Raw genomic sequence first — 20491 nt, 5'->3', positions numbered from 1 at the left:
TCTTGACGCGCCCTGGGGGCGGACATTGCCCGTCCCCAGGAAGGCCTGCGGAGTTCCCGTTGTGTTCGCCAAGTATCCCTGGCCCATGCACGTGCCCCTGGGTATGGTGCGTCCGCGCCGCCCCCAGACCCCCCATGCCCGGAGGTATGTCCCGTGTTTGGCATGTCCCTTTCATGGCCTCGCCGTAAGACCGCCCTGGCCTCGGCCTTCGGCCTCACCGCCGCCGGCGCCGCGCTCTGGGCGGGCATCGGCGCCGCCCAGCCCGCGCACGCGGCCGGCCTGCCCGCCCCCGACCACGTCGTCGTCGTGGTCTTCGAGAACCACGCCTACAACCAGGTCATCGGCAGTTCCAGTGCCCCGTACATCAACTCCCTGAAGACGGGTGGGGCCAACCTCACCCAGTCCTACGGCATCACCCACCCCAGCCAGCCGAACTACCTGCAGCTGTTCTCCGGCTCCCACCAGGGCGTCACCGGCGACAGCTGCTACACCCCGGGGTTCAGCTCCGCGCCCAACCTGGCCTCCGAGCTGATAGCCGCCGGCAAGAGCTGGGCCAGCTACAACGAGACCCTCCCCAGCCAGGGCTCCACCACCTGCAGCAGCGGGAACTACGCCCGCAAGCACAACCCCTGGTTCGCCTTCTCCAACGTGCCCACCAGCACCGCCAAGACGATGGCCCAGTTCCCCACGGACTTCACCACCCTGCCCAAGACGTCCTTCGTCGTGCCGAACCTGTGCAGCGACATGCACGACTGCTCGGTCGGCACCGGCGACACCTGGCTCAAGAACAACCTCAAGGCCTACGCGGACTGGGCCAAGACCCACAACAGCCTGCTCGTGGTCACCTTCGACGAGGACAACCGGCTCGCCGGGAACAAGATCCCCACCGTGCTCTACGGCCAGCCCGTCACCGCGGGCAGCACCTCGGCCACCACCTACAACCACTACGACATGCTGCGCACCCTGGAGGGCCTGGCCGGCCTGACCACCCACGCCGGGAACGCGGCCACCGCCAAGGACATCACGGGGATCTGGGCTTCCTGACCATGTACGTTGCGGACAGTCGCGGCACCCCCGCGCCCGCCGTGACCCCCGAGCCGCAGGCCGTCGCCCCGGGCACCCGCCCGGGGCGGCGCGCCGCGCTCGCCCCCACGGTGCTCGCCCTCGGCACGGTCAGCCTGATCACCGACGTCTCCTCCGAGATGGTCACGGCCGTGCTGCCGCTCTACCTCGTCGCCGGACTCGGCCTGTCGCCCCTGGGCTTCGGCCTGCTCGACGGCCTCTACAACGGCGTCAGCGCCCTCGTCCGGCTCGCCGGAGGCCACCTGGGCGACCGGTTCGGCCGCCACAAGGCCCTCGCCGGGATCGGCTACGGGCTCTCCGCCCTGTGCAAGCCGCTGCTGCTGATCGCACACACCCTGCCCGCCATCGGGGCCGTACTCGCCCTCGAACGCACCGGCAAGGGCCTGCGCACCGCCCCGCGCGACGCGCTGATCTCGCTGTCCGCCGAACCCGCGGACCGCGGCCGGGCCTTCGGCGTGCACCGCGCCATGGACACCGCCGGCGCGCTGATCGGGCCGATCCTCGCCTTCCTCGTCCTGCGCGGCGCCGCCGACGGCTACGACGCCGTGTTCACCGTCAGCGCCTGCGTGGCCGCGCTGGGCGTACTGGTGCTGGTGCTCTTCGTCCCCGGCCGGCGCACCGCCCCCGCCCCCGGCGCCGCGCCCGTCTCACTGCGCGCCTCCTTCGGCCTGCTGCGCCGCCGGGACCTGCGCCGGACCGGGCTCTGCGCCCTGCTGCTGGGCCTGTGCACCGTCAGCGACGCCTTCGTGTTCCTGCTGCTCCAGCGCGCCACCCAGATCGCCGACCGCTGGTTCGCGCTGCTGCCGCTCGGCACCGCCGCCGCCTTCTTCCTGCTGGCCCTTCCACTCGGCCGGCTCGCCGACCGGGTCGGCCGCTGGCGGGTCTTCCTCGGCGGCCACCTCGCGCTGCTCGCCGCGTACGGCCTGCTGCTGACCGGCGGCGGCCAGCCCGCCCTGCCCTACGCGGTGCTCCTGCTGCACGGCGGGTTCTACGCCGCCACCGACGGGGTGCTGATGGCCGCTGCGGCCGGCGCCGTCCCCGATGAGCACCGCGGCGGCGGGCTCGCCCTCGTCCAGACCGGCCAGGCCCTCGCCCGGTTCGCCGCCTCCCTCGGCTTCGGCGCCGCCTGGACCCTGTGGGGAGCCCGCCCCGCACTCCTCGTCGCCGCCGTGCTGCTCGCCGTGGCCGTCGCGGGCTGCGTCCGGCTCCGGCCGGCCGAAGCCTGATCCCCCCCTCCCCGAAAGGCCCCCATGACCCTCCAGCGCCGGATCCTGATCCTCGTGTCCGCAGTCGTCCTGCTCGCCGCCGTGGGGGTGCTCGCCGTCGTACGGGCCTCCACGCGGGCCGACGAGAAGAACCAGACCCAGGCCGGCGGCCCCCAGGTCACCCCCGGCGCGGTGTCCCTCGCGGCGGGCGACGGCGGGGCGCGGATCGTCTTCCGGAACATGGCCTGGGGCCCGCACCGCGACGAGCTCGCCACCGTCCCGGCCGCCGCGCCCGACGGGCCGCGCACCACCTCGGGGGTGAGCTGCCAGCGCTTCCACTCCGCCGGGGGCACCGGGATCTGCCTCCAGGCCGACAAGGGCGGGGTCCAGGACAGCTACCGGGCCGTCGTCCTCGACGCCCGGCTCAAGGAGGTCTCCGCGCACCCGCTGGCCGGCATCCCCACCCGCGCCCGGGTCTCGCCCGGCGGACACCTCGCCGCCTGGACGGTGTTCGTCGGCGGGGACTCGTACGCCGGCACGAACTTCTCCACCCGGACCTCGCTGCTCGACCTGCGCACGGGGAAGTTCGACGCCTCGCTGGAGGACTTCACCATCCGGAAGGACGGCAGGGCCTACCGGAACGCCGACGTGAACTTCTGGGGGGTCACCTTCGCCGCCGACGAGAGGACCTTCTACGCGACGCTCGCCACCGGCGGCCAGACCTACCTGGTCCGCGGCGACCTCGCCGAGCGCACCGTGACCACGCTCCGGGAGAACCTGGAATGCCCGTCCCTGTCGCCCGACGGGACCCGGCTGGTGTTCAAGAAGCGGGTGCCGGGCCTGTCGGCCGACGCGCCCTGGCGGCTGTACGTCCTGGACCTGGCGTCCATGCGGGAGACCCCGCTCGCCGAGGACCGCAGCGTGGACGACCAGGTGGTGTGGACCGACGACCGGACCGTCGCCTACTCCCTGCCCGGCGATTTCGGCGCCGACCTGTACACCGCCGCGGCCGACGGCACCGGCGCCCCGGCCCGGCTGATGGCGTCGGCCCTCGCCCCGGCCTTCCTCGGCTGACAGCCGCGAGGCGCGGGACGGGGGCCGCACGTCGGACGTTGCTCCGAACGCAGGACCGTTACGCCGGGATCAGCGTCTTGCGGCGCCGCTTGCGCGGCGAGGCGCCCGAGATCCTCAGCTCGATGATCGACCGTACGGCCGGCCACTCCTCGTCGAGGACCGAGTAGAAGGCCGTACTGCGCACCGCGCCGTCGAGCCCCCGCGAATGGGCCCGGCGGACCCCCTCGCAGGTGAACCCGAGCCGCTCCATCGCGGCCCGTGAGCGTCCGTTCCGGGCGTCGGCGCGCAGCGAGATGCGCCGCACCCCCCAGGTCTCGAAGGCGTGGCGGAGCATGAGCAGCTTCGCCTCGGTGTTGATGCCGGTGCCCTGGGCGCCCGGCGACAGCCAGGTATTGCCGATCTCCGCCGCATCGGGGACCGCCGTGGCCGGGTCGCCGAACGGGACGCCCGGCACGGCGGGCCACACGAGCGGCCCCTGCCAGTAGTCGAGTTCCAGGAACCGGGTCGAACCGACGACCCGCCCGTCAGTGGCTCTGACCACTGCGAACGGGAGAGATCGACCCGCTGCCTGATCGGCGAGGGCGCGGTCGATGTACTCGTGGGACGCCTGCAACCCGTGCGGCACGGGAGTGAAGGCGTAAGTCGTACGATCCTCGGCCCCGGCCACGGCCAGGGCCTCGGTGTGGTGGGGGGCGAGGGGCTCGAGCCGCACGCTGCGGCCGGCGAGGAGTACGGGTACGGGCACGGAGCCTTCGGTCCTTCTGGGCGGTGGGGTGGTTGCACAGTCTGCGCTCCTGACGTCACCCCCCGCGCAAAACGCGAGTGAAAGGCAACGGGCTGTCAGGTGAACGCGAGTGGCTCAATGTAGCCCCTCGAAGTCCTCTCATGAACCCCCTGAATGGCAACGCCGCGGCCATGTTTTTCGATGACCTTGGTCCCCGGGGCGGCGAGCCCGTAATCCTGATCTCCGGACATCCGTTCAACCGGTCGACGCGGGCCCCCCGGACGGCCGCGCCGACCTCGGCAGGTCCTGGCCGGCCGTCGTGGGCCGGGCCTGCCGTCCGGCGGGAAGTGGCCCGCCGGATGCCTTGCTGAATGGCCCTGTCCGGCGGGCCACTCCGATGGTCCAATCGATCTCGTGACCCTACGGATCCTGCCCCCGTCCGGTGCGCCGCGCAGACTCGCCGCGGCCCAGTTGAGCAACTCCGTCGGAGACGGTGCCTACTACGTGTGTTCGGCGCTCTACTTCACCCGGGTGGTCGGCCTCTCGCCCGCCCGGATCGGCCTCGGCCTCACCGTCGCGTGGGCCGTGGGTTCCGTCGCCGGAGTACCGCTCGGCGCCCTCGCCGACCGGCGCGGACCGCGCGGCACCTCCGTGCTGCTGGCGCTGACCACCGCCGGCTCGGTGGCCTCGTTCCTGTTCATCCGGTCCTTCTGGGCCTTCCTGGCGGCGGTGGTCTGCTACGCCACCGCCCAGTGCGGGCTGGCGGCGGCCCGGCAGGCGCTGCTCGCCGCACTGGTCGCCCCCGGGGAGCGGACCGGGGTACTGGCCCACCTACAGGCCGTGCTCAACGCCGGACTGGCGCTGGGCGCGGCGCTCGGCGGGCTCGCCCTGAGCGCCGACACCGAGCGGGCGTACCTGGCGGTGTTCGCGCTCGACGCCACCGGTTTCCTGATCTGCGCGGCCGCGCTGCTGTGGCTGCCCGCGGTGGCACCCGCAGCGCGGCGCGCGGCCGGCGAACCGCGGCTGGCGGTGCTGCGGGACAGGCCGTACGCCCTGGTGACCCTGCTGAACGCGGTCCTGCTGCTGCGGATGCCGCTGCTCAGCCTGGCGATCCCGCTGTGGATCGTCGAGCGCACCCATGCCCCGGGCTGGCTGGTGTCGGCGCTGTTCGTGCTCAACACCGTCGCCGTGATGCTGTTCCAGGTGCGGGTCGCCCGGCCCGTCACCGACCTCGACACCGCGGGGCGGGCCGTGCGCCGCTCCGGGCCGGTGATGGCCGCCTCCTGTGCGCTGTTCGCGCTCTCGGCGCTGCCCGGGGCCGGGTGGGCCGCGGCGCTGCTGCTGGTGGCGGGCGCCGTACTGCTGGTGGACGCCGAGATGCGGCAGTCGGCGGGGTCCTGGCAGATCGGCTTCTCGCTGGCTCCCGCCGACCGGATCGGCCAGTACCAGGGCTTCTTCGGCACCGGTGTGCCGCTCGCCCGGACCCTGGGACCGCTGCTGCTGACCTCGCTGCTCGTGCTCTGGGGGATCCCCGGCTGGCTGCTGCTGGGCGCCGTGCTGCTGGGCGCCTCGTACGCCATGGGCCCGGCCGTGCGCCGGGCCCGGTCGCCCCGGAGGGCGGGCGGCGGCCAGGTCGTGGAGGCGCTGGGATCCGCCTGAGATCATCGCGGCATGGATGACGTACTGCGGCAGCTGGCCTCCGTCGGGCCCTTCTTCACCGTGCCGTACGGGAATGAGCCGCCCGGCCCGGGCTTCCGGCCGCTCGACGAGCTGTACGGGGAGCAGCTGGAGCCCTACGTGGCGGAGGTGGGGCGGCGCATCCGCAGCGGATCCGGCCGGGTGGCGGCCTCGACCGCGCAGTTCGGGATCGCCTCCCGGCTGTGGTCGCTCGGGCTCGGCTGCGCCGCGCTGGCGGGGCAGGTGCCGGACCTGGGCCCCGGCAGGGTCTGGTGGCGGCTGCCCGGGGCGGGCTCGCTGGAGCTCTGGCTGCCCCAGCCCCGGGCCCTGCCCGTCGCGGAACTCGGGGACACGGTGCTGGGGAACCTCGGAGTCCTGGACGCTCGGCTGCGCGAGCGGTTCGGGGTGTCGCCCCTGGTGCTGCGCGGGAACGCGGCCTCCGGGCTGGTCGGGGCGCTGCGCGTGCTGATCGATCGGGTGCCGGGAGGGCCGGCGGTGGAACTGGCCGCGGCGCTGCTGTCCGACGGGGGCGCGCTCGGCGGGACCGGCACCTTCATCCACGAGGAGGGGCTCGGGGTGGCCTTCGTACGCCGCAGTTGTTGCCTCTACTACAAGGTGCCCGGCGGCGGTCTCTGCGGGGACTGCGTACTGCGGACCAGGTAGAGCCGAAGGGGGCCGTCGGGGAGCGGTTCCACTGCTCCCCGAGGGCCCCCTGGGGGCGACCGGTGCTGACTAGAAGGTCAGGTTCCAGGCGTCGATCTTGCCGGTGTCGCCACCGGCGTTGTCGTTCACGCGCAGCTTCCAGGTGCCGTTCGCGACCTCCGAGGAGGCGTTGACGGTGTACGTCTGCGCGATGTTGTCGGCGCTGCCGCCGGCCCGGTTGTGCACGGTGTAGACGGTGCCGTCCGGTGCCACCAGGTCGACCTTGAGGTCACCGGTGTAGGTGTGCTTGATGTCCACGCCCACCTTGAGGGTGGCCGGCGCGTTGCCGGTGACGCCGGTGACGGTGATCGGGCTCTCGACCGTCGTGTTGTCGCCGATCGCGAAGTCGGCCTGGTTCTCGAAGTACTTGCCTGCCGGCGGGGTGGTGCCGCCGACCGCCTTCAGGGCGTCGACCTGGCCCTCGCCGAAGAAGGCGTTGTTGGCCGTGGTCCCGGTGCAGCGGCTGTCCGACGGGCAGGGGACGTCGTTGGCCTGGGTGGCCAGCTTGTCGCGGATCTGCGCCGGGGTGATGCCCGGGTTGGCGCTGGCGAGCAGCGCCGCGACGCCCACCACGTGCGGGGTGGCCATCGACGTGCCGCTCTTGGAGCCGTACTTGCCGCCCGGGAGGGTGGAGTAGACGTCGCTGCCCGGAGCGGCCACGTCGATGACGCCCTGGCCGAAGTTGGAGAACGAGGCCTTCGTGACGCCGGTGCCGTTCGCCGCGACCGTGACCACGCCCGGGAGTTCGGTGGGGATGTCGAGGCAGGCGTTGGTGATGGTGCGGGTGACCGGCGTCGAGTCGTTCGGGCTCGCGGAGTCGGTCGTCTTGTGGGCGAGGTCGTAGTTCTCGTTGCCCGCCGCGGCGACCTGGAGCGAGCCCTTGCTCTCCGCGTACTCCTGGGCGCGCTTGACGCCCTCGATGATGGCGGCCTGGTCGATGTTGTCCGGGCAGTTGAACTGCCACGGGTCCGTGTAGTAGCTGTTGTTGGTGACCTTGAAGCCGTGGTCGCCGGCCCACACGAAGCCGCAGATGGTGTTCTCGGCGAAGAAGAACGAGTTGCCCGGCTCGGCCACGCGGACCGCGGAGATCTTCACGTTGGGGGCCACGCCGATGACGCCCTTGCCGTTCTTGGCGGCGGCGATGGTGCCCGCGACGTGCGTGCCGTGGGTGTCCACGTCCCGCCAGGCGCCGGTACGGGTGTCCGGCTTGCCGTAGGCGCAGGAGACGGAGTCGGCCGCGTTGAAGTTCGGGGCCAGGTCCTGGTGCTGGTCGTCCACACCGGTGTCCAGGACGCCGACCTTGACGGTGGCGGAGCCGGTGGTGACGGCCCAGGCCTGGTCCGCCTTGATCTGGCTCATGTCGGCGCGGACCGGCTCGCCGGCCGGGGTCGTCGACTGCGCGGGGTTGGCCGGCAGCGCCGGGTTGTAGGCGTCGGTCGGGACGTCCGAGGTGCGGGTGGCGCCGACCTTCTGGACCCCGCTGACCCCGCGCATGGTGGCGGCGAAACCGCTGGAGGCCGAGTGGGCGACGATCACGCCGATGGCGTCGAAGTTCGAGAAGACGGTGCCGCCGTTGGCCGTGATGGCCGAACGGACCGCCGAGCTGTCACCGGGTGCGGTGATCACGAGGTAGGCACGGGTGCCGGCAGCCCAGGTCGCACTCTGGGAAGCCGGCGCCGCTGCCGGGGCCACGGCCTTGGCGGCCGGGGCGGAGGGGGAAACGGGGGCGGTGCCGGCGAGTGCGGCGGGGGCCCCGAAGGTGAGCGCGGCGCCGAGGGCGGCGGCGAGCACCAGGGTACGTCGAGGTCGGCTGGATATGTGGGGTATCAATGCGTCCTCCGATGGCCCGATGGTGCGGGTGGCACCTACCGGGCCGTACGAAACGAGTGGTGGACGCAAGATGTCAGAAGCCCGGCCCCGTAGGGAAGTACCTTTTACCGCAGCCGAGTTGGTGATCATCTGGCTGAAAACAGCTGTATCGAGGCCATATTCACCAGGTGGGGTGGCCGCGGGGCCACCGGAACGCCCGTGAACGCCCCCGCGTCGGACACCCGGCAGCCGAACGAAGCGGCGCCGAAGCTGAGTCGGCCGGCCGGGCTGGGCACCGTGGGGGCGAGCCCTGCCCGGCCGGCCGCGGAGGCGTCCTGGCGGTGCTGCCGGGCCGTGCAGCCCCACGCCACCGGATCGCCCCCGTCGCGGGCCTCCCGGTTACACCGGGACGCCGTCCTTGCCGCCGCCCGACTGGACCGGGACGGCCGCCGGCTCCTCGCCGGGCTCCGTCCCGTGTCCGTCGTCGACCAGCGTGGTCTCGTCGAACGGGAGCCGTCCCGCCAGCACCTCGGTGGCGCGCTCGCGGTCGAACTCCTTCGTCCACGTCCCGATCAGCACCGTCGCGACCGCGTTGCCCGCGAAGTTCGTCATCGCCCGGGCCTCGCTCATGAAGCGGTCGATGCCCACGATCAGGCCGACCCCGTCCACCAGCTCCGGCCGGTGCGACTGGAGGCCGCCGGCCAGGGTGGCCAGACCCGCGCCCGTCACCCCGGCCGCGCCCTTGGAGGCCACGATCATGAACAGCAGCAGGGAGATCTGCTCGCCCAGCGCGAGCGGCTTGCCCATCGCCTCCGCGACGAACAGCGAGGACATCGTCAGGTAGATCGCGGTGCCGTCCAGGTTGAAGGAGTAGCCCGTCGGCACCGTGATGCCGACCACCGGCCGCGACACCCCGACGTGCTCCATCTTCGCGATCAGCCTCGGCAGGGCCGACTCCGACGAGGACGTGGACAGGATCAGCAGGAACTCCCGGCCCAGGTAGCGCAGCAGGGTGAAGACGTTGATCCCCGTACACACCCTGAGCAAGGTGCCCAGCACCACGAACACGAAGAGCAGACAAGTGGTGTAGAAGCCGATCATGATCACGGCCAGCGACTTCAGCGCGTCCATGCCGGTGGCCCCGACCACCGCCGCGATCGCCCCGAACGCACCCACCGGCGCCGCCCACATGATCATCGCGAGCACCCGGAAGACCAGCTTCTGCACGTGCCCGATCCCGCGCAGCACCGGCTCGCCCGAGCGGCCCATGGCCTGGAGCGCGAACCCGACCAGCAGCGCCACCAGCAGCGTCTGGAGCACCTCGCCTCCGGTGAGGGCCGACACCAGCGTGGTCGGGATGATCCCCAGCAGGAACTCCGGCGTGCTCTTCGCCCCGCCCGCCTTGGCCTGCGCCTCACCCGCCGAGCGCGCCGCCTCGGTCAGGTGCAGTCCGCTGCCCGGGTCCAGCAGGTTCCCCACCAGCAGACCGATGGCCAGTGCCACCGTGGACATCACCATGAAGTAGCCGAGGGCCAGACCGCCGACCGCGCCCACCTTCGCGGCCTTGCGCACCGAGCCGATGCCCAGCACGATCGTGCAGAAGATCACGGGCGAGATCATCATCTTGATGAGGTTGACGAAGCCGGTGCCCAGCGGCTTCAGCTCGACGGCCACGCCGGGGGCGGCGAAGCCCACGGCGATGCCGAGCAGTACCGCGGCGATCACCGCGATGTAGAGATAGTGGGTCCTGTCGCGCCTGGCGGCCACGATGCCTCCTGGTGGTGATGGTGTTCCGGGAGACCATCGCCCACCCTGTGACCCCGGTCACCCTTGCGTTCATTGAGTTCACGGCCGGGTGCAAACTGAGCGCCATGTTCCGCTTCCCTCGACCGCCCCGCAGCCTCGCCGGCCAGCTCTTCGCCATGCAGGTGCTGCTGGTCGCCGTCGTCCTCGCCGGCTGCGCGGTCTTCGCGTACGCGACCGCCCGCGGCCAGGCCGAGGACGCCGCCAGGCGCCAGGCCGGAGCCGTGGCCCGGGCCGTCGCGGACTCGCCCTCCGTGATCGAGGCCGTACGGGCGGCCGCGCGCGGGACCGATCCGTCGGCCGCGCTCCAGCCCTACGCGGAGCGGGTGCGGGCTGACTCGGGGGTGGACTTCGTGACGATCATGTCCCCCGAGGGGCGGCGCTGGACCCACCGCGACCCGCGCCGCATCGGCGAGCCCTTCCTCGGCAGCACCGCCCCCGCGCTGCGCGGCGAGACCTTCAGCGAGACCTACACCGGCACCCTCGGCCCGTCCATCCGCGTGGTCACCCCGCTGCTGGACGACGGCCGCATCGTCGGCATGGTCAGCGCGGGCATCACCGTCCGGGCGGTCAGCGCCCGGCTCGCCGACCAGCTCTCGGCCCTCGCCTGGGTCGGGGCCGCCGCCCTCGTCCTCAGCGGGGCCGGCACCCACGTCGTCAACGCCCGGCTGCGCCGGCACACCCACGGGATGAACGCCGCCGAGCTCAGCCGGATGTACGACTACCACCAGGCGGCCCTGCACGGGGTCCGCGAGGGGCTGCTGATGCTCGACGGCCAGCGCCGGATCACCCTGATCAACGACGCGGGCCGCGAACTGCTCGGCCTGCGCGGCGCCGTCAGGGGCACCGGCGTCGCCGACCTCGGCCTCCCCGCCCCGCTCACCGGCGCCCTGCTCGCGGACCGGCCCCGCGTGGACGAGGTGCACCTGACGGCCGACCGGGTCCTGGTCGTCAACAGTTCGCCCGTCGCGGGCGGCGGCCGCCGGGGTACCGTGGTCACCTTGCGCGACCACACCGAACTCCAGTCTCTCGCAGGGGAGTTGGACAATGAACGCGGATTCACCCAGGCCCTGCGCTCACAGGCCCACGAGGCCGCCAACCGGCTGCACACCGTGGTCTCCCTCATCGAACTCGGCCGTACGGACGAGGCGGTCGAGTTCGCCACCGCCGAGCTGGAACTGGCCCAGGCCCTCACGGACGAGGTGGTGACCGCCGTGGGCGAGCCGGTCCTGGTGGCCCTGCTGCTCGGCAAGGCCGCGCAGGCGCACGAGCGGGGCGTCGAGCTGGTCGTCACCCCGGACAGCAGTGCCGTCGACACCGGGCCCGGGACTCCGGCCGCGCGGGACCTGGTCACGGTGCTCGGCAACCTCGTCGACAACGCCGTCGAGGCGCTCACGGGCACCCCCGGCGGGCGGGTCGCCGTCACCGTCCGGCGCGAGGAGCGGGAGATCCTGATCCGCGTCGCGGACAACGGCCCGGGGCTGCCCGAGCAGGCGGGGGCGGACGTCTTCCGGCGCGGCTGGTCCGGCAAGGGCGAGGGGCGCGGCCTCGGCCTCGCGCTGGTCCGTCAGGTGGCCCACCGGCACGGCGGCAGCGCGGAGGCCGCCGGGGCGGCGGACGGCGGCGCGGAGTTCACCGTACGGCTGCCGCTGCGCCGCGAGGCGCGCTCATGAGCGGGCCCGGGGTGCGGGTGCTGGTGGTCGAGGACGACCCCGTCGCCGCCGACGCGCACGCGCTGTACGTGGGGCGGGTGCCCGGCTTCACCGCGGTCGCCGCCGTCCACTCGCTCGCCGAGGCCACCCGGGTGCTGGAGCGCACCCGGATCGACCTGCTGCTGCTCGACCTGACCCTGCCCGACGGCCACGGGCTGCGGTTCGCGCGCGGGCTGCGGGCCGCGGGGCATCCCGTGGACGTGATCGTGGTGACCTCGGCGCGGGACCTGGCCGTGGTCCGCGAGAGCGTCTCACTGGGCGTCGTGCAGTACGTGCTCAAGCCCTTCGCCTTCCCGACCCTGCGCGAACGGCTGCTGCGCTACGCCGAGTTCCGCGCCACGGCGGGGGAGGCCGCCGGCCAGGACGACGTCGACCGGGCGCTCGCCGCACTGCGTGCGCCCGGTCCCGCCGAACTCCCCAAAGGGCTCAGCGCCCCGACCCTGGACCGGGTCGCGGCGCTGCTGAGGGCGGCCGGGGACGGCCTGACCGCCGCGGGGGCGGCCGGGGCGGCCGGGATCTCGCGGATCACCGCCCGCCGCTACCTGGAGTACCTGGTGGACACCGGCCGGGCCGGCCGCACCCCCCGGTACGGCCAGGTGGGCCGCCCCGAACTGCACTACCGCTGGCTGGCGGAGGCCGGCTCGGTGTCGAAGGTGTAGAACTTCCGGTGGTCCAGCATGTCCGCCGGGGTGACGTCGTTCCACGGCCGCATCGTGTCGTTCAGGTCGACGACGTTCGCGGTGCCGGCGGCGGGCAGGTAGGTGGACTTCGGGTGCCGGGCCTGCCAGTCCGCCCACAGCTTGTCGATGAAGGCGTGGTGCATCCAGAAGACCGGGTCGTTGGGCGAGACGCCGGTGGCCATCTGGCCGCCGACCCATACGTGCACCCGGTTGTGGAGGTTGGCGCCGCGCCAGCCCTCAAGGTTGTTGCGGAAGCCGTTCGAGGAGCTGTTCCAGGGGGCCGCGTCGTAGACCGGCATGGCGAGCACGGCGTCCACCTCCGCCTTGGTCGGCAGCTCGGCCACACCCGTGCCGAGCGCGCGCCGCAGGTACGCGCGGCCGTCCACCCGTACGTTCACGTCCCACTTGCCCGTCGCGTACGCGAACGGCCCGTCGAGGACCTGTCCGTCGCGGGCCCGGCCGGTACCGCCGAGGAAGTCGGCGGCCCAGAGGGAGGAACGGGTGGTGCGGTCCGTCGTCCAGTCCCAGTACGGAAGCGCAACGCTTTTGTCCACCGTCTGAAGAGCCGCCTCGAACTCCAGCAGAAAGCGGCGGTGCCACGGGAGGAAGGAGGGGGAGCGGTGGCCGACCCGGTCGCCGGAGTCGGTGTCGCTCATGATGAAGCCGTTGTGCGTGGTGACGAAGCGGTCGTACCGGCCGGTGCGCTTCAGTTCGAGGAGGGCGTTGGTGAAGGCGCGCTTCTCCTCGGGGGTGAGCGCGGCCTGGTTCTTGCGTACGGTCATCACATGCCGCCCATCGGGACGAGGGCGGCGCCCTGGAGCTCGCGCACGGCGGCGCGGGCGACGGAGACCGGGTTGGCGAAGGTTTCGTAGTGGTTGACCACGCTGATCCAGGTGCCGTCGGCGTTCTGCATCACGTGCAGCTCGCTGCCGTCTATCCGGACGGTGGGCAGACCGGGGGAGTGGTGGCCGCCGTGGTGCCCGCCGCCGGTGGCGGGGGTGATCTGTATTCGGCGTCCCTGGTAGACCTCGTCGACCGAGCCGGCGGGTGTCGCGGCGCGGGAGTCGGTGCCGGCCGCGTACGCGGTGGCGCCCGCGAGGCCGATGACGGAGAGTGCGCCGGCAGTGGTGCCCAAGGCCTGCCTGCGGGTGATCTTGTTCATGGATGAAGAACTATCAGGAGGGCAGGGCGAGTTGACCGCTATCCGGACATCGATGGATAAGTTGCGCATAGAACGAATTGGGTGATCTTCCCGTCCGGACCGGCTCCGGTGGCCCGAACGGGAAGATCTGCGTCGAACAGCCTACCGGTCGGTAATTTTTCCGGCGGAGCGGGGTTCCTATGGACGGGATCACATCGCAGAGTCGGCCGGAAGGTGCAGCCCGGACATGCCCGGCCCTTCGGCCGTGAACGCCCGATATCGGCCTATAGTCCCGATATGGCTCTGCATGTGACGAAGGACGTACGCGCCGCCGATGCCGACACGGACGTGTTCGCGTCCGCCCTGAGCGGCCAGATCCTGCCCAAATACCGGATGCCCGACGACCACTCGCCCACCGAGGTGGTCTACGAGCTGATCAACAACGAACTCCTCCTCGACGGCAACGCGGCCCAGAACCTGGCCACCTTCTGCACCACCTGGTCCGACGACGGCGTCCATCGCCTGATGAACCAGTGCCTCGACAAGAACATGATCGACAAGGACGAGTACCCGCAGACGGCCGAGATCGAGGCCCGCTGCGTCAACATCCTCGCCGACCTCTGGAACGCACCCGCCGAGACCACCGCCACCGGCTGCTCCACCACCGGCTCCAGCGAGGCCGCCATGCTCGGCGGACTCGCCCTGAAATGGCGCTGGCGCGCCCGCCGGCAGGCCGCCGGGCTGCCCGCCGACCGGCCCAATCTGGTGTGCGGGCCCGTCCAGATCTGCTGGGACAAGTTCGCCCGCTACTTCGACGTCGAACTCCGCCAGATCCCCCTGGAGCCCGGCGCCACCGGCCTGCGTCCCCACCAGCTCGCCGCCTACGTCGACGAGAACACCATCGGCGTGGTCGCCATCCTCGGCGTGACCTACACCTGCGACTACGAACCGGTCGCCGAGATCGCCGCCGAACTCGACCGGATCCAGGCCGACCGGGGCTGGGACGTGCCGATCCACGTCGACGCCGCCAGCGGCGGTTTCGTCGCCCCCTTCCTCCACCCCGACGTGGTGTGGGACTTCCGGCTGCCGCGCGTGGCCTCGGTCAACACCTCCGGCCACAAGTACGGACTCGCACCCCTCGGCGTCGGCTGGATCGTCTGGCGCACCGCCGACCTGCTGCCCGCCGAACTCGTCTTCGACGTGGACTACCTGGGCGGCGACATGCCGACCTTCGCCCTCAACTTCTCCCGCCCCGGCGGCGAGATCATCGCCCAGTACTACCTGTTCCTGCGCCTGGGCCGGGGCGGCTACCGCCGCGTCCAGCTGGCCTGCGCCGAAACCGCCCAGTACCTGGCCCGGGAGATCTCCGGGATGGGGGTCTTCACCCTGCTCTACGACGGCCAGGGCGCCCTGCCCGCCGTGTCCTACACCCTCGCCGACCCGGACGGCGCGGGCTTCAGCCTCTACGACCTCTCCGACCGGCTGCGGATGCGCGGCTGGCAGGTGCCCTCGTACCCCCTGCCGGCCAACCGCGAGGAGACCGTCATCCAGCGCGTGCTCATCCGGCACGGAGTGACCCGCGATCAGATCGCCCTGCTGGTCAGCGACCTGAAGAAGGCCGTCGAGCATCTGCTGACCACGCCCCAGCCCGTCCCCGCCACCGAACCCCGCTCCGGGTTCCACCACTGACCGGCGCGGCTACGCCGCGGCCGACCACATCATGTCCAGCGCCGTCAGGGCCGCCACCCGCTCCGGGGTGAGGGCGGCGGCCCTGGAGCGCTGGTTGGCGATCCAGGACCCCAGCCGCAGCTCCCGCCCGCCGACCCGCTCCACGTGCCGGCGGGGCACCCGCAGATGCCCTTCGCGGGTACGGAACTCCCGGGCCGCCTCCAGGTGCGCCGCCCAGGCGGCGCCATGGCTCGTGCGCGCCCGGGGGCGCTCCGCCCCGGTCGCCGGGGCCGCCCCCAGGGTGTGCTCCAGCAGCCACCGCTGCGCCCAGCCCAGCCGGTCCCACCCCAGCCGCTGCGCGCGGACCCACTGGCCCAGGTCCTCGCCCTGCACGAGCACCTCGCCGGGGCCGAGCGGGAGCCGGCCGCCGGCGTCCAGGTGCACCCGGGTCAGGTGGAAGGCCCGCTGCCAGGAGATGTCCCAGGCGGGGCACCAGGACGGGTCGATCTCCTCCAGGGCCTCCCGGCGCTCCTGCGCCAGCGCCCCCGGCCCCTCCCGGCGGGCGGCGGCCCGGTTGTTCTTCATCCAGACCCCGAGCGGAGCCCCGTGCCAGGTGGTCTCCACCGGCGGCAGCAGGTGCCCGTGCTCGGCCGCCCAGGCCCGGGCGGCGGCCAGCCCCTCGTCGAACGCCACGTCGAAGTGGCTCCACACCATCCCGAGTTCGTCCAGCGCCGCGGTCCGCTCGCGGCCGAGCGCGCCCCGGCGGTACGTGCGCCGCGCGTCCGCGATCCACTGGCCGAGCGGGAACCGGGCCAGCCCCTCGGGCCACTGGCCGCCGCCCGCCGGCACCCGGTACGCGAACGGCACCTTCAGGTCCCCGGCCGCGGCCGCGTAGACCCGGGCCGCCTCCACCCCGCGCCGCCACTGCTCGTGCTCCGGGTTCAGCACGCGCAGCCGGATGAAGGCCGACAGCAGCGCCGGGTCCCGGGGCGTGGAGAAGCTCAGCAGGGACGCCGCGCCCGTCCGCTGCGCCCCGGCCGCCCCGGCTGCCGCGGCCCGCCGGCCGCCCGGCGCCTGCGGCTGGGCCAGGGCCTCCACGAGCCGGCTGTCGTGGGCCCGCAGCGCCTCCAGCAGCCGCGCGAGATCCCCGTACGCCCGGGAGGTCAGCATCGACTCGGCCGTCTCACCGGGCCCCAACAGCACCGGCACCACCAGCGAGGCCACCTTCCCCTCGCCCGGCCGGATCCGCAGCGCCCGCCCCACCGCCTGGACCAGGTCGGGCATGGAGCCCCGTACGTCCGCCCAGAAGACGGAGTCGCACTCCTTGGTGTCCACGCCCTCGCCCAGCACCCGCACGCTGCCGAGGAAGGCCTTCTCCGCCACCCGGCCGTCCGCGAACTCGCCCAGCACCCGGCGCCGGTGCGCCGCCGTGTGCTGCCCGCACAGCCAGTCCGCCCACACGGTTCGCGGATACCCGGGCAGCGGGGCCCGGTGGGCGGTCCGCATCCGCTCCGCGACCGCCGGCAGCCCGGCCGCGAAGGCCTCCGCCTCCTTGGTCAGGTGATGGAAGACCAGCGTCCGCTCGAACCCCTGGTCCGCGGCCGCCTTCACCAGCGCCGCCTGCAGCGCGGCGAGCCGGGCCCCGCGGACCGCGTCCGAGCGGCCGTCGGCGCCGAGCAGCAAGGCCGCCTGGAACCCCGGATCGGTGACGTCCACGCACACCACCCGGTACGGGGCGCAGATCCCCCGGTCGATGGCCTCGGACAGCGTCAGGGTGTAGCAGCGCGCGCCGAAGGGGCCGTCCGGATCGTCCTCCATGGACGCGACGAGGTCGCCGCGGCCGGCCCGCTCCGGCGCCCGGCTCCCCGCCGGTTCCTCGGCCCCGTTCCCCACCGGGCCCTGCGCCCCGGTCTCCTCCAGGCCCTCGCCGTCCCGCCACACCCGGGGGGTGGCCGTCATGTACAGCCGCCGTACGGAGGGGATCCGCGTGTTGTCGTGGACCACGGCCCAGGGCTTGCCGATCCGCCCCGACGTCCGGTGCGCCTCGTCGACCACGACCAGGTCCCAGCCCGGCAGCCCGGCCCGGTGCGCGGCCTCCAGGGTGCCCAGGCCGAGCGAGGCGTACGTGGCGAACACGGTCAGCTTCTCCACCGGCGGCCTGCCCCGGCGCGCGAGCTCGGCCGGGTCGGTGGTCGTCGGAACCCCGGCGTCCTCCTCGCGCAGCGAGCACACGGCGAGGGCGCGCCCGGCCCGGCCGCCCTCCCGCCAGGCCGCCGCGGTCTGCACGAGCAGATCGAGCGAGGGCACCAGGACGAGCACCCGCCCGGCCCGCAGCTCCTCGGCGGCGCGCACGGCGACCAGGGACTTGCCGGACCCGGTGGCCATGACCACCTGGGTCCGCAGGCCCTTGCCGGGCACCCGGCCCGTGGCGGGCAGCTCCAGCGCGCGCACCACCGCGTCCACGGCCTCCCGCTGATGCGGGCGGAGAACGTTCCTGGCCAATGCCGTCACCCCGCCCACTCTGATCAGCTCGTTCGGCTCCAGCTCCCATCTTGCCCGCATTTTGAATCAGAAGGTGGGACGAATCCCCGGCCCGGCCGCGAATCCGGCCCCGCCATGAATCCGGCCCTGCCGCGCGCCCTTACCTGCGGGCGCCGAAGTTCTGCGTCCACCAGGGCCCGCCCGCTCCCTGGTGGATGCCCACGCCGATGTCCTTGAAGGAGCAGTTGAGTATGTTGGCCCGGTGCCCCGGACTCTTCATCCAGGAGTCCATGACCGACTGGGCCGTCTGCTGGCCCTTCGCGATGTTCTCCCCGTACGTGGACCACGCGTACCCGGCGGCGGTCGTCCGCTTGCCCGGGTCGGAGCCGTCGGGATTGGTGTGCGAGAAGAAGTCCCGCTGCGCCATGTCGTCGGAGTGCCCCTGGGCGGCCGCACGCAGCTGCGAGTCCTCCTTGAGCGGTCCGCAACCGGCGTTCGCGCGCTCGGCGTTGACCAGCGCCACCACCTGGCCCGCCACGCCCTGCGGGGCGGGCGCCGGAGCGGGCGCCGGCGGGCGCGGGGCCGGGGCGCTGCTCTTGGTCCGCTCGGGGGTCGGAGCCGGCTTCGGGGTCTCGGTGGGCGACGGCGACGCGGAGGCCGACGCGGAGGGCGAGGGCGATGCCGAAGCGGAAGGGGAGGGCGAGGCCGAGGCGGAGCCCGAGGGGAGCACCGCGGCCGCGTCGGGCGCGGAGAGCGCGGCCAGCGGGGAAGCGGGAGCGGCGCCGCCCGCCTCGGGACCACCCGAACCGGGGAGCGTGCCGAGGTACACGAGACCGCCGCCCGCGACACAGGCGGCGACCACCGCTCCGCCGATGGCCCGCCGGCGGTTCTGGCGCCGCTTGCGCAGCGCTCCGCGGCCGCCGGCCTGCTCGGCGCCGGGACCGCCCGAGTCGCCGGCCCGGCGGCGGGCCGCCCGGCCGGGTCCGGTCACCACCGGGGTGAGCTGGGTCGCCGCGTCCGCGAAGGAGGCCCCGGAGTCCGCGAAGGCCGCGCCCCCGTCGGGCGAGCCCGCGCCCGGGACCGCGTGGGCGGCGCCGGCGGGGGTCATCGCGCCCCCGGCGGCGGCAGCCGACCGGACGCCCGCCAGCAGCGCGGCCGCGACCGGCACCAGAGCCAGCCCCGCCAGCAGCCCCTCGGCCGGGACCAGCCCGCTCCACAGCCCGGAGCACCTCACGCACTCCCGGGCGTGCCGGGCTATGCGCTTGCGCCACAGCGTCGACGGCAGACCGTCCCAGCCCGCCACCACCGTCCGCAGCCCCTCGCAGGGGGGCTGCGCGTCGAGCGCCCGCTCGACCACGCGGGCCGACTCCAGCTGGGCCTTCATCCGCTGCACCCGGACCGCCGTGTGCTGCGGGGAGAGCTCCAGGGCCGCCGCCATCTCACCGCGCGTCAGCTCCCCGGCGCACTCCAGCCACCACAGCGACAGCAGGGCCCGGTCGTCGGGCTCCAGCCAGCGCGTGGCGCGGGCCGTCTCCCGGCGCTGCCCCGCCAGGTTGAGCCGTACGACGGTCAGGTCGACGAAGTCGGCGCCGGGGTCCGCGACGTCCCCGGCCGCCTCCAGGCCGCTCTCGCCCGGGCCGCTCTGCCGGGCCGCCCAGTGCGCCCGTATCCGGTTCATCGTGATGGCCACCAGCCAGGACCGGAAGCTGTCGTCCGCGCGCAGGCCGCCCAGCCCGTCGAGCGCCCGCAGCATGGTGTCCTGCACCACGTCGTCCACGTCGCAGGACCCGTTCAGGGCCCGGCCGACGATGTTGTAGACGAGCGGCAGGTAGGTGCTGACGAGCTCGTCCTGCGCGCGGGGATCGCCCGCGCGGGCCGCTGCCACCAGCGCTGCCGTGTGCTGTGTACTCATGTGATGTTCCCTGTCCGTACCGGCGGTCGATGATGCCCAATAACTGGGAGACCGTCGAGTGGGGTCCCGATAACACTTATTCGCAGAACGGGTCCGCCGCCACTTCTACGACGGTTTCCTCGCCGGTGCCGCGGGCCGCCCGGACGGGGTAGCGCCGCGCCGAGGCGTCGGCCTGGGCGAGCCGCCGCAGGGCAGCCAGCATCGCATCGCCCAGTACGGTCCCCACCACCACCCGCTCCACCAGCTCCTCCGGGCGCTGCCGGCGGGCCACGAAGGCGAGGTCCGCTTCGGCGATCCGCTCCCCGGCCTCCGCGAACTCGTCCAGGTACTCCAGATAATCCCCGTGGCCGACGGCCAGTACGGAGGCCACCGCGGCCGTGAGCGCCTGCGCGGCCGGGTGGCCGGCGCGAACCCGCCAGCCGCGCCGCTCGATCAGCTCCCCGACCAGGATCCCTGCCCGCTCGCCGGACTCGGGGTCGGCGTCCTGCGGGTAGACGGGGGCCACGGTCTGCGCGGCCGCGCCGAGCAGGTCGTGCACCGGGCGCTCGCGGTCCTCCACCGCCTCCACCACCTTGGCGACGGCGGCCAGCGGGAGCCCGCCGACGTCGGTGAGGGCCCGGATCAAATGCAGCCGCCGCAGGTGCGGTTCGCCGTAGCGGGCCTGATTGGGGCTGGTCAACTCACCTGCGGGCAGCAGTCCTTCGCGCAGATAGAACTTGATCGTGGGCACCGGGACCCCACTGGTGCGGCTCAACTCGCCCATGCGCACGGTGACTTCTCTCCTTCGAGCGTTCGGGACCCTTGCGGTGCCCGGCTCCGG

The 20491-nt window shown here is 73.4% G+C and carries 16 protein-coding genes; 8 read left to right on the top strand and 8 right to left on the bottom strand.

Annotated elements, in window-relative coordinates:
• The first annotated feature begins 162 nt into the window (after nt 1-162).
• Genes ACZ4TG_RS02915 through ACZ4TG_RS02905 form a run of 3 tightly spaced genes read left to right on the top strand, consistent with a single transcriptional unit; the run spans nt 163 to nt 3362 of the window.
• Entirely contained in the window at nt 163-1044 is an 882-nt protein-coding gene (locus ACZ4TG_RS02915) for an alkaline phosphatase family protein (protein ID WP_468159531.1), read from the top strand.
• Nucleotides 1045-1046: 2 nt separating this feature from the next.
• Nucleotides 1047-2309: an MFS transporter gene (locus ACZ4TG_RS02910; protein ID WP_468159530.1), complete on the top strand. Its 1263-nt coding sequence runs from the start codon at nt 1047-1049 to the stop codon at nt 2307-2309.
• A gap of 24 nt (nt 2310-2333) precedes the next feature.
• Complete coding sequence (locus ACZ4TG_RS02905) at nt 2334-3362, top strand: TolB family protein (RefSeq protein WP_468159529.1); 1029 nt, start codon at nt 2334-2336, stop codon at nt 3360-3362.
• A gap of 58 nt (nt 3363-3420) precedes the next feature.
• Here the strand turns inward: ACZ4TG_RS02905 and ACZ4TG_RS02900 are convergent, their stop codons facing one another.
• The gene (locus ACZ4TG_RS02900) at nt 3421-4107 is read right to left on the bottom strand and encodes a GNAT family N-acetyltransferase (protein ID WP_468159528.1); all 687 of its coding nucleotides are present in this window, start codon (nt 4105-4107) and stop codon (nt 3421-3423) included.
• Between the two features lie 393 nt (nt 4108-4500).
• On the opposite strand from ACZ4TG_RS02900, the gene ACZ4TG_RS02895 reads away from it, so the two are divergent.
• Together ACZ4TG_RS02895 and ACZ4TG_RS02890 are read left to right on the top strand one after the other, a co-directional pair.
• Nucleotides 4501-5745, top strand: a complete 1245-nt coding sequence (locus ACZ4TG_RS02895) for an MFS transporter (protein ID WP_468159527.1) — start codon at nt 4501-4503, stop codon at nt 5743-5745.
• Nucleotides 5746-5757: 12 nt separating this feature from the next.
• On the top strand, nt 5758-6426 hold the full coding sequence (locus tag ACZ4TG_RS02890) for a (2Fe-2S)-binding protein (RefSeq protein ID WP_468159526.1): 669 nt from the start codon (nt 5758-5760) through the stop codon (nt 6424-6426).
• Between the two features lie 69 nt (nt 6427-6495).
• On the opposite strand, the gene ACZ4TG_RS02885 is transcribed toward ACZ4TG_RS02890, so the two are convergent.
• Nucleotides 6496-8256 carry a S8 family serine peptidase gene (locus ACZ4TG_RS02885; protein ID WP_468159783.1) on the bottom strand — a complete coding sequence of 587 codons (1761 nt, stop codon included), beginning with the start codon at nt 8254-8256 and terminating at the stop codon, nt 6496-6498.
• A 417-nt stretch (nt 8257-8673) separates the two neighbouring features.
• Nucleotides 8674-10041, bottom strand: a complete 1368-nt coding sequence (locus ACZ4TG_RS02880; RefSeq protein WP_468159525.1) for a cation:dicarboxylate symporter family transporter — start codon at nt 10039-10041, stop codon at nt 8674-8676.
• Nucleotides 10042-10145: 104 nt separating this feature from the next.
• On the opposite strand from ACZ4TG_RS02880, the gene ACZ4TG_RS02875 reads away from it, so the two are divergent.
• Both ACZ4TG_RS02875 and ACZ4TG_RS02870 read left to right on the top strand, forming a co-directional pair.
• Entirely contained in the window at nt 10146-11750 is a 1605-nt protein-coding gene (locus ACZ4TG_RS02875) for a sensor histidine kinase (RefSeq protein WP_468159524.1), read from the top strand.
• Nucleotides 11747-12448, top strand: a complete 702-nt coding sequence (locus tag ACZ4TG_RS02870) for a response regulator (RefSeq protein ID WP_468159523.1) — start codon at nt 11747-11749, stop codon at nt 12446-12448. Before ACZ4TG_RS02875 ends, ACZ4TG_RS02870 begins: the two co-directional genes overlap by 4 nt.
• Here the strand turns inward: ACZ4TG_RS02870 and melC2 are convergent.
• Both melC2 and melC1 read right to left on the bottom strand, forming a co-directional pair.
• Complete coding sequence (gene melC2 / locus ACZ4TG_RS02865; RefSeq protein ID WP_468159522.1) at nt 12406-13251, bottom strand: tyrosinase MelC2; 846 nt, start codon at nt 13249-13251, stop codon at nt 12406-12408. The genes ACZ4TG_RS02870 and melC2 overlap by 43 nt on opposite strands.
• Nucleotides 13251-13631 (bottom strand): apotyrosinase chaperone MelC1, encoded by a 381-nt coding sequence (gene melC1 / locus ACZ4TG_RS02860; RefSeq protein ID WP_468159521.1) that lies wholly within the window; start codon nt 13629-13631, stop codon nt 13251-13253. The genes melC2 and melC1 overlap by 1 nt, the downstream gene beginning before the upstream one ends.
• A 276-nt stretch (nt 13632-13907) precedes the next feature.
• Here melC1 and ACZ4TG_RS02855 point away from each other — a divergent pair, with 276 nt between their 5' ends.
• Complete coding sequence (locus ACZ4TG_RS02855; protein WP_468159520.1) at nt 13908-15299, top strand: glutamate decarboxylase; 1392 nt, start codon at nt 13908-13910, stop codon at nt 15297-15299.
• 9 nt (nt 15300-15308) lie between these two features.
• On the opposite strand, the gene ACZ4TG_RS02850 is transcribed toward ACZ4TG_RS02855, so the two are convergent.
• From ACZ4TG_RS02850 to ACZ4TG_RS02840, 3 genes are all read right to left on the bottom strand, one after another.
• A complete protein-coding gene (locus tag ACZ4TG_RS02850) occupies nt 15309-17840 on the bottom strand; it encodes a helicase associated domain-containing protein (RefSeq protein WP_468159519.1) in 2532 nt (843 codons plus the stop codon).
• A gap of 79 nt (nt 17841-17919) precedes the next feature.
• On the bottom strand, nt 17920-19671 hold the full coding sequence (locus ACZ4TG_RS02845; protein WP_468159518.1) for a sigma-70 family RNA polymerase sigma factor: 1752 nt from the start codon (nt 19669-19671) through the stop codon (nt 17920-17922).
• Between the two features lie 76 nt (nt 19672-19747).
• Entirely contained in the window at nt 19748-20434 is a 687-nt protein-coding gene (locus ACZ4TG_RS02840) for a MerR family transcriptional regulator (RefSeq protein WP_468159517.1), read from the bottom strand.
• Nucleotides 20435-20491 lie beyond the last annotated feature (57 nt).

The organism is Streptomyces sp. NPDC028314, from assembly GCF_055565795.1.
The sequence above is the reverse complement of the archived record's forward strand: the minus strand, read 5'-3'. Positions and strand labels throughout refer to the sequence as shown.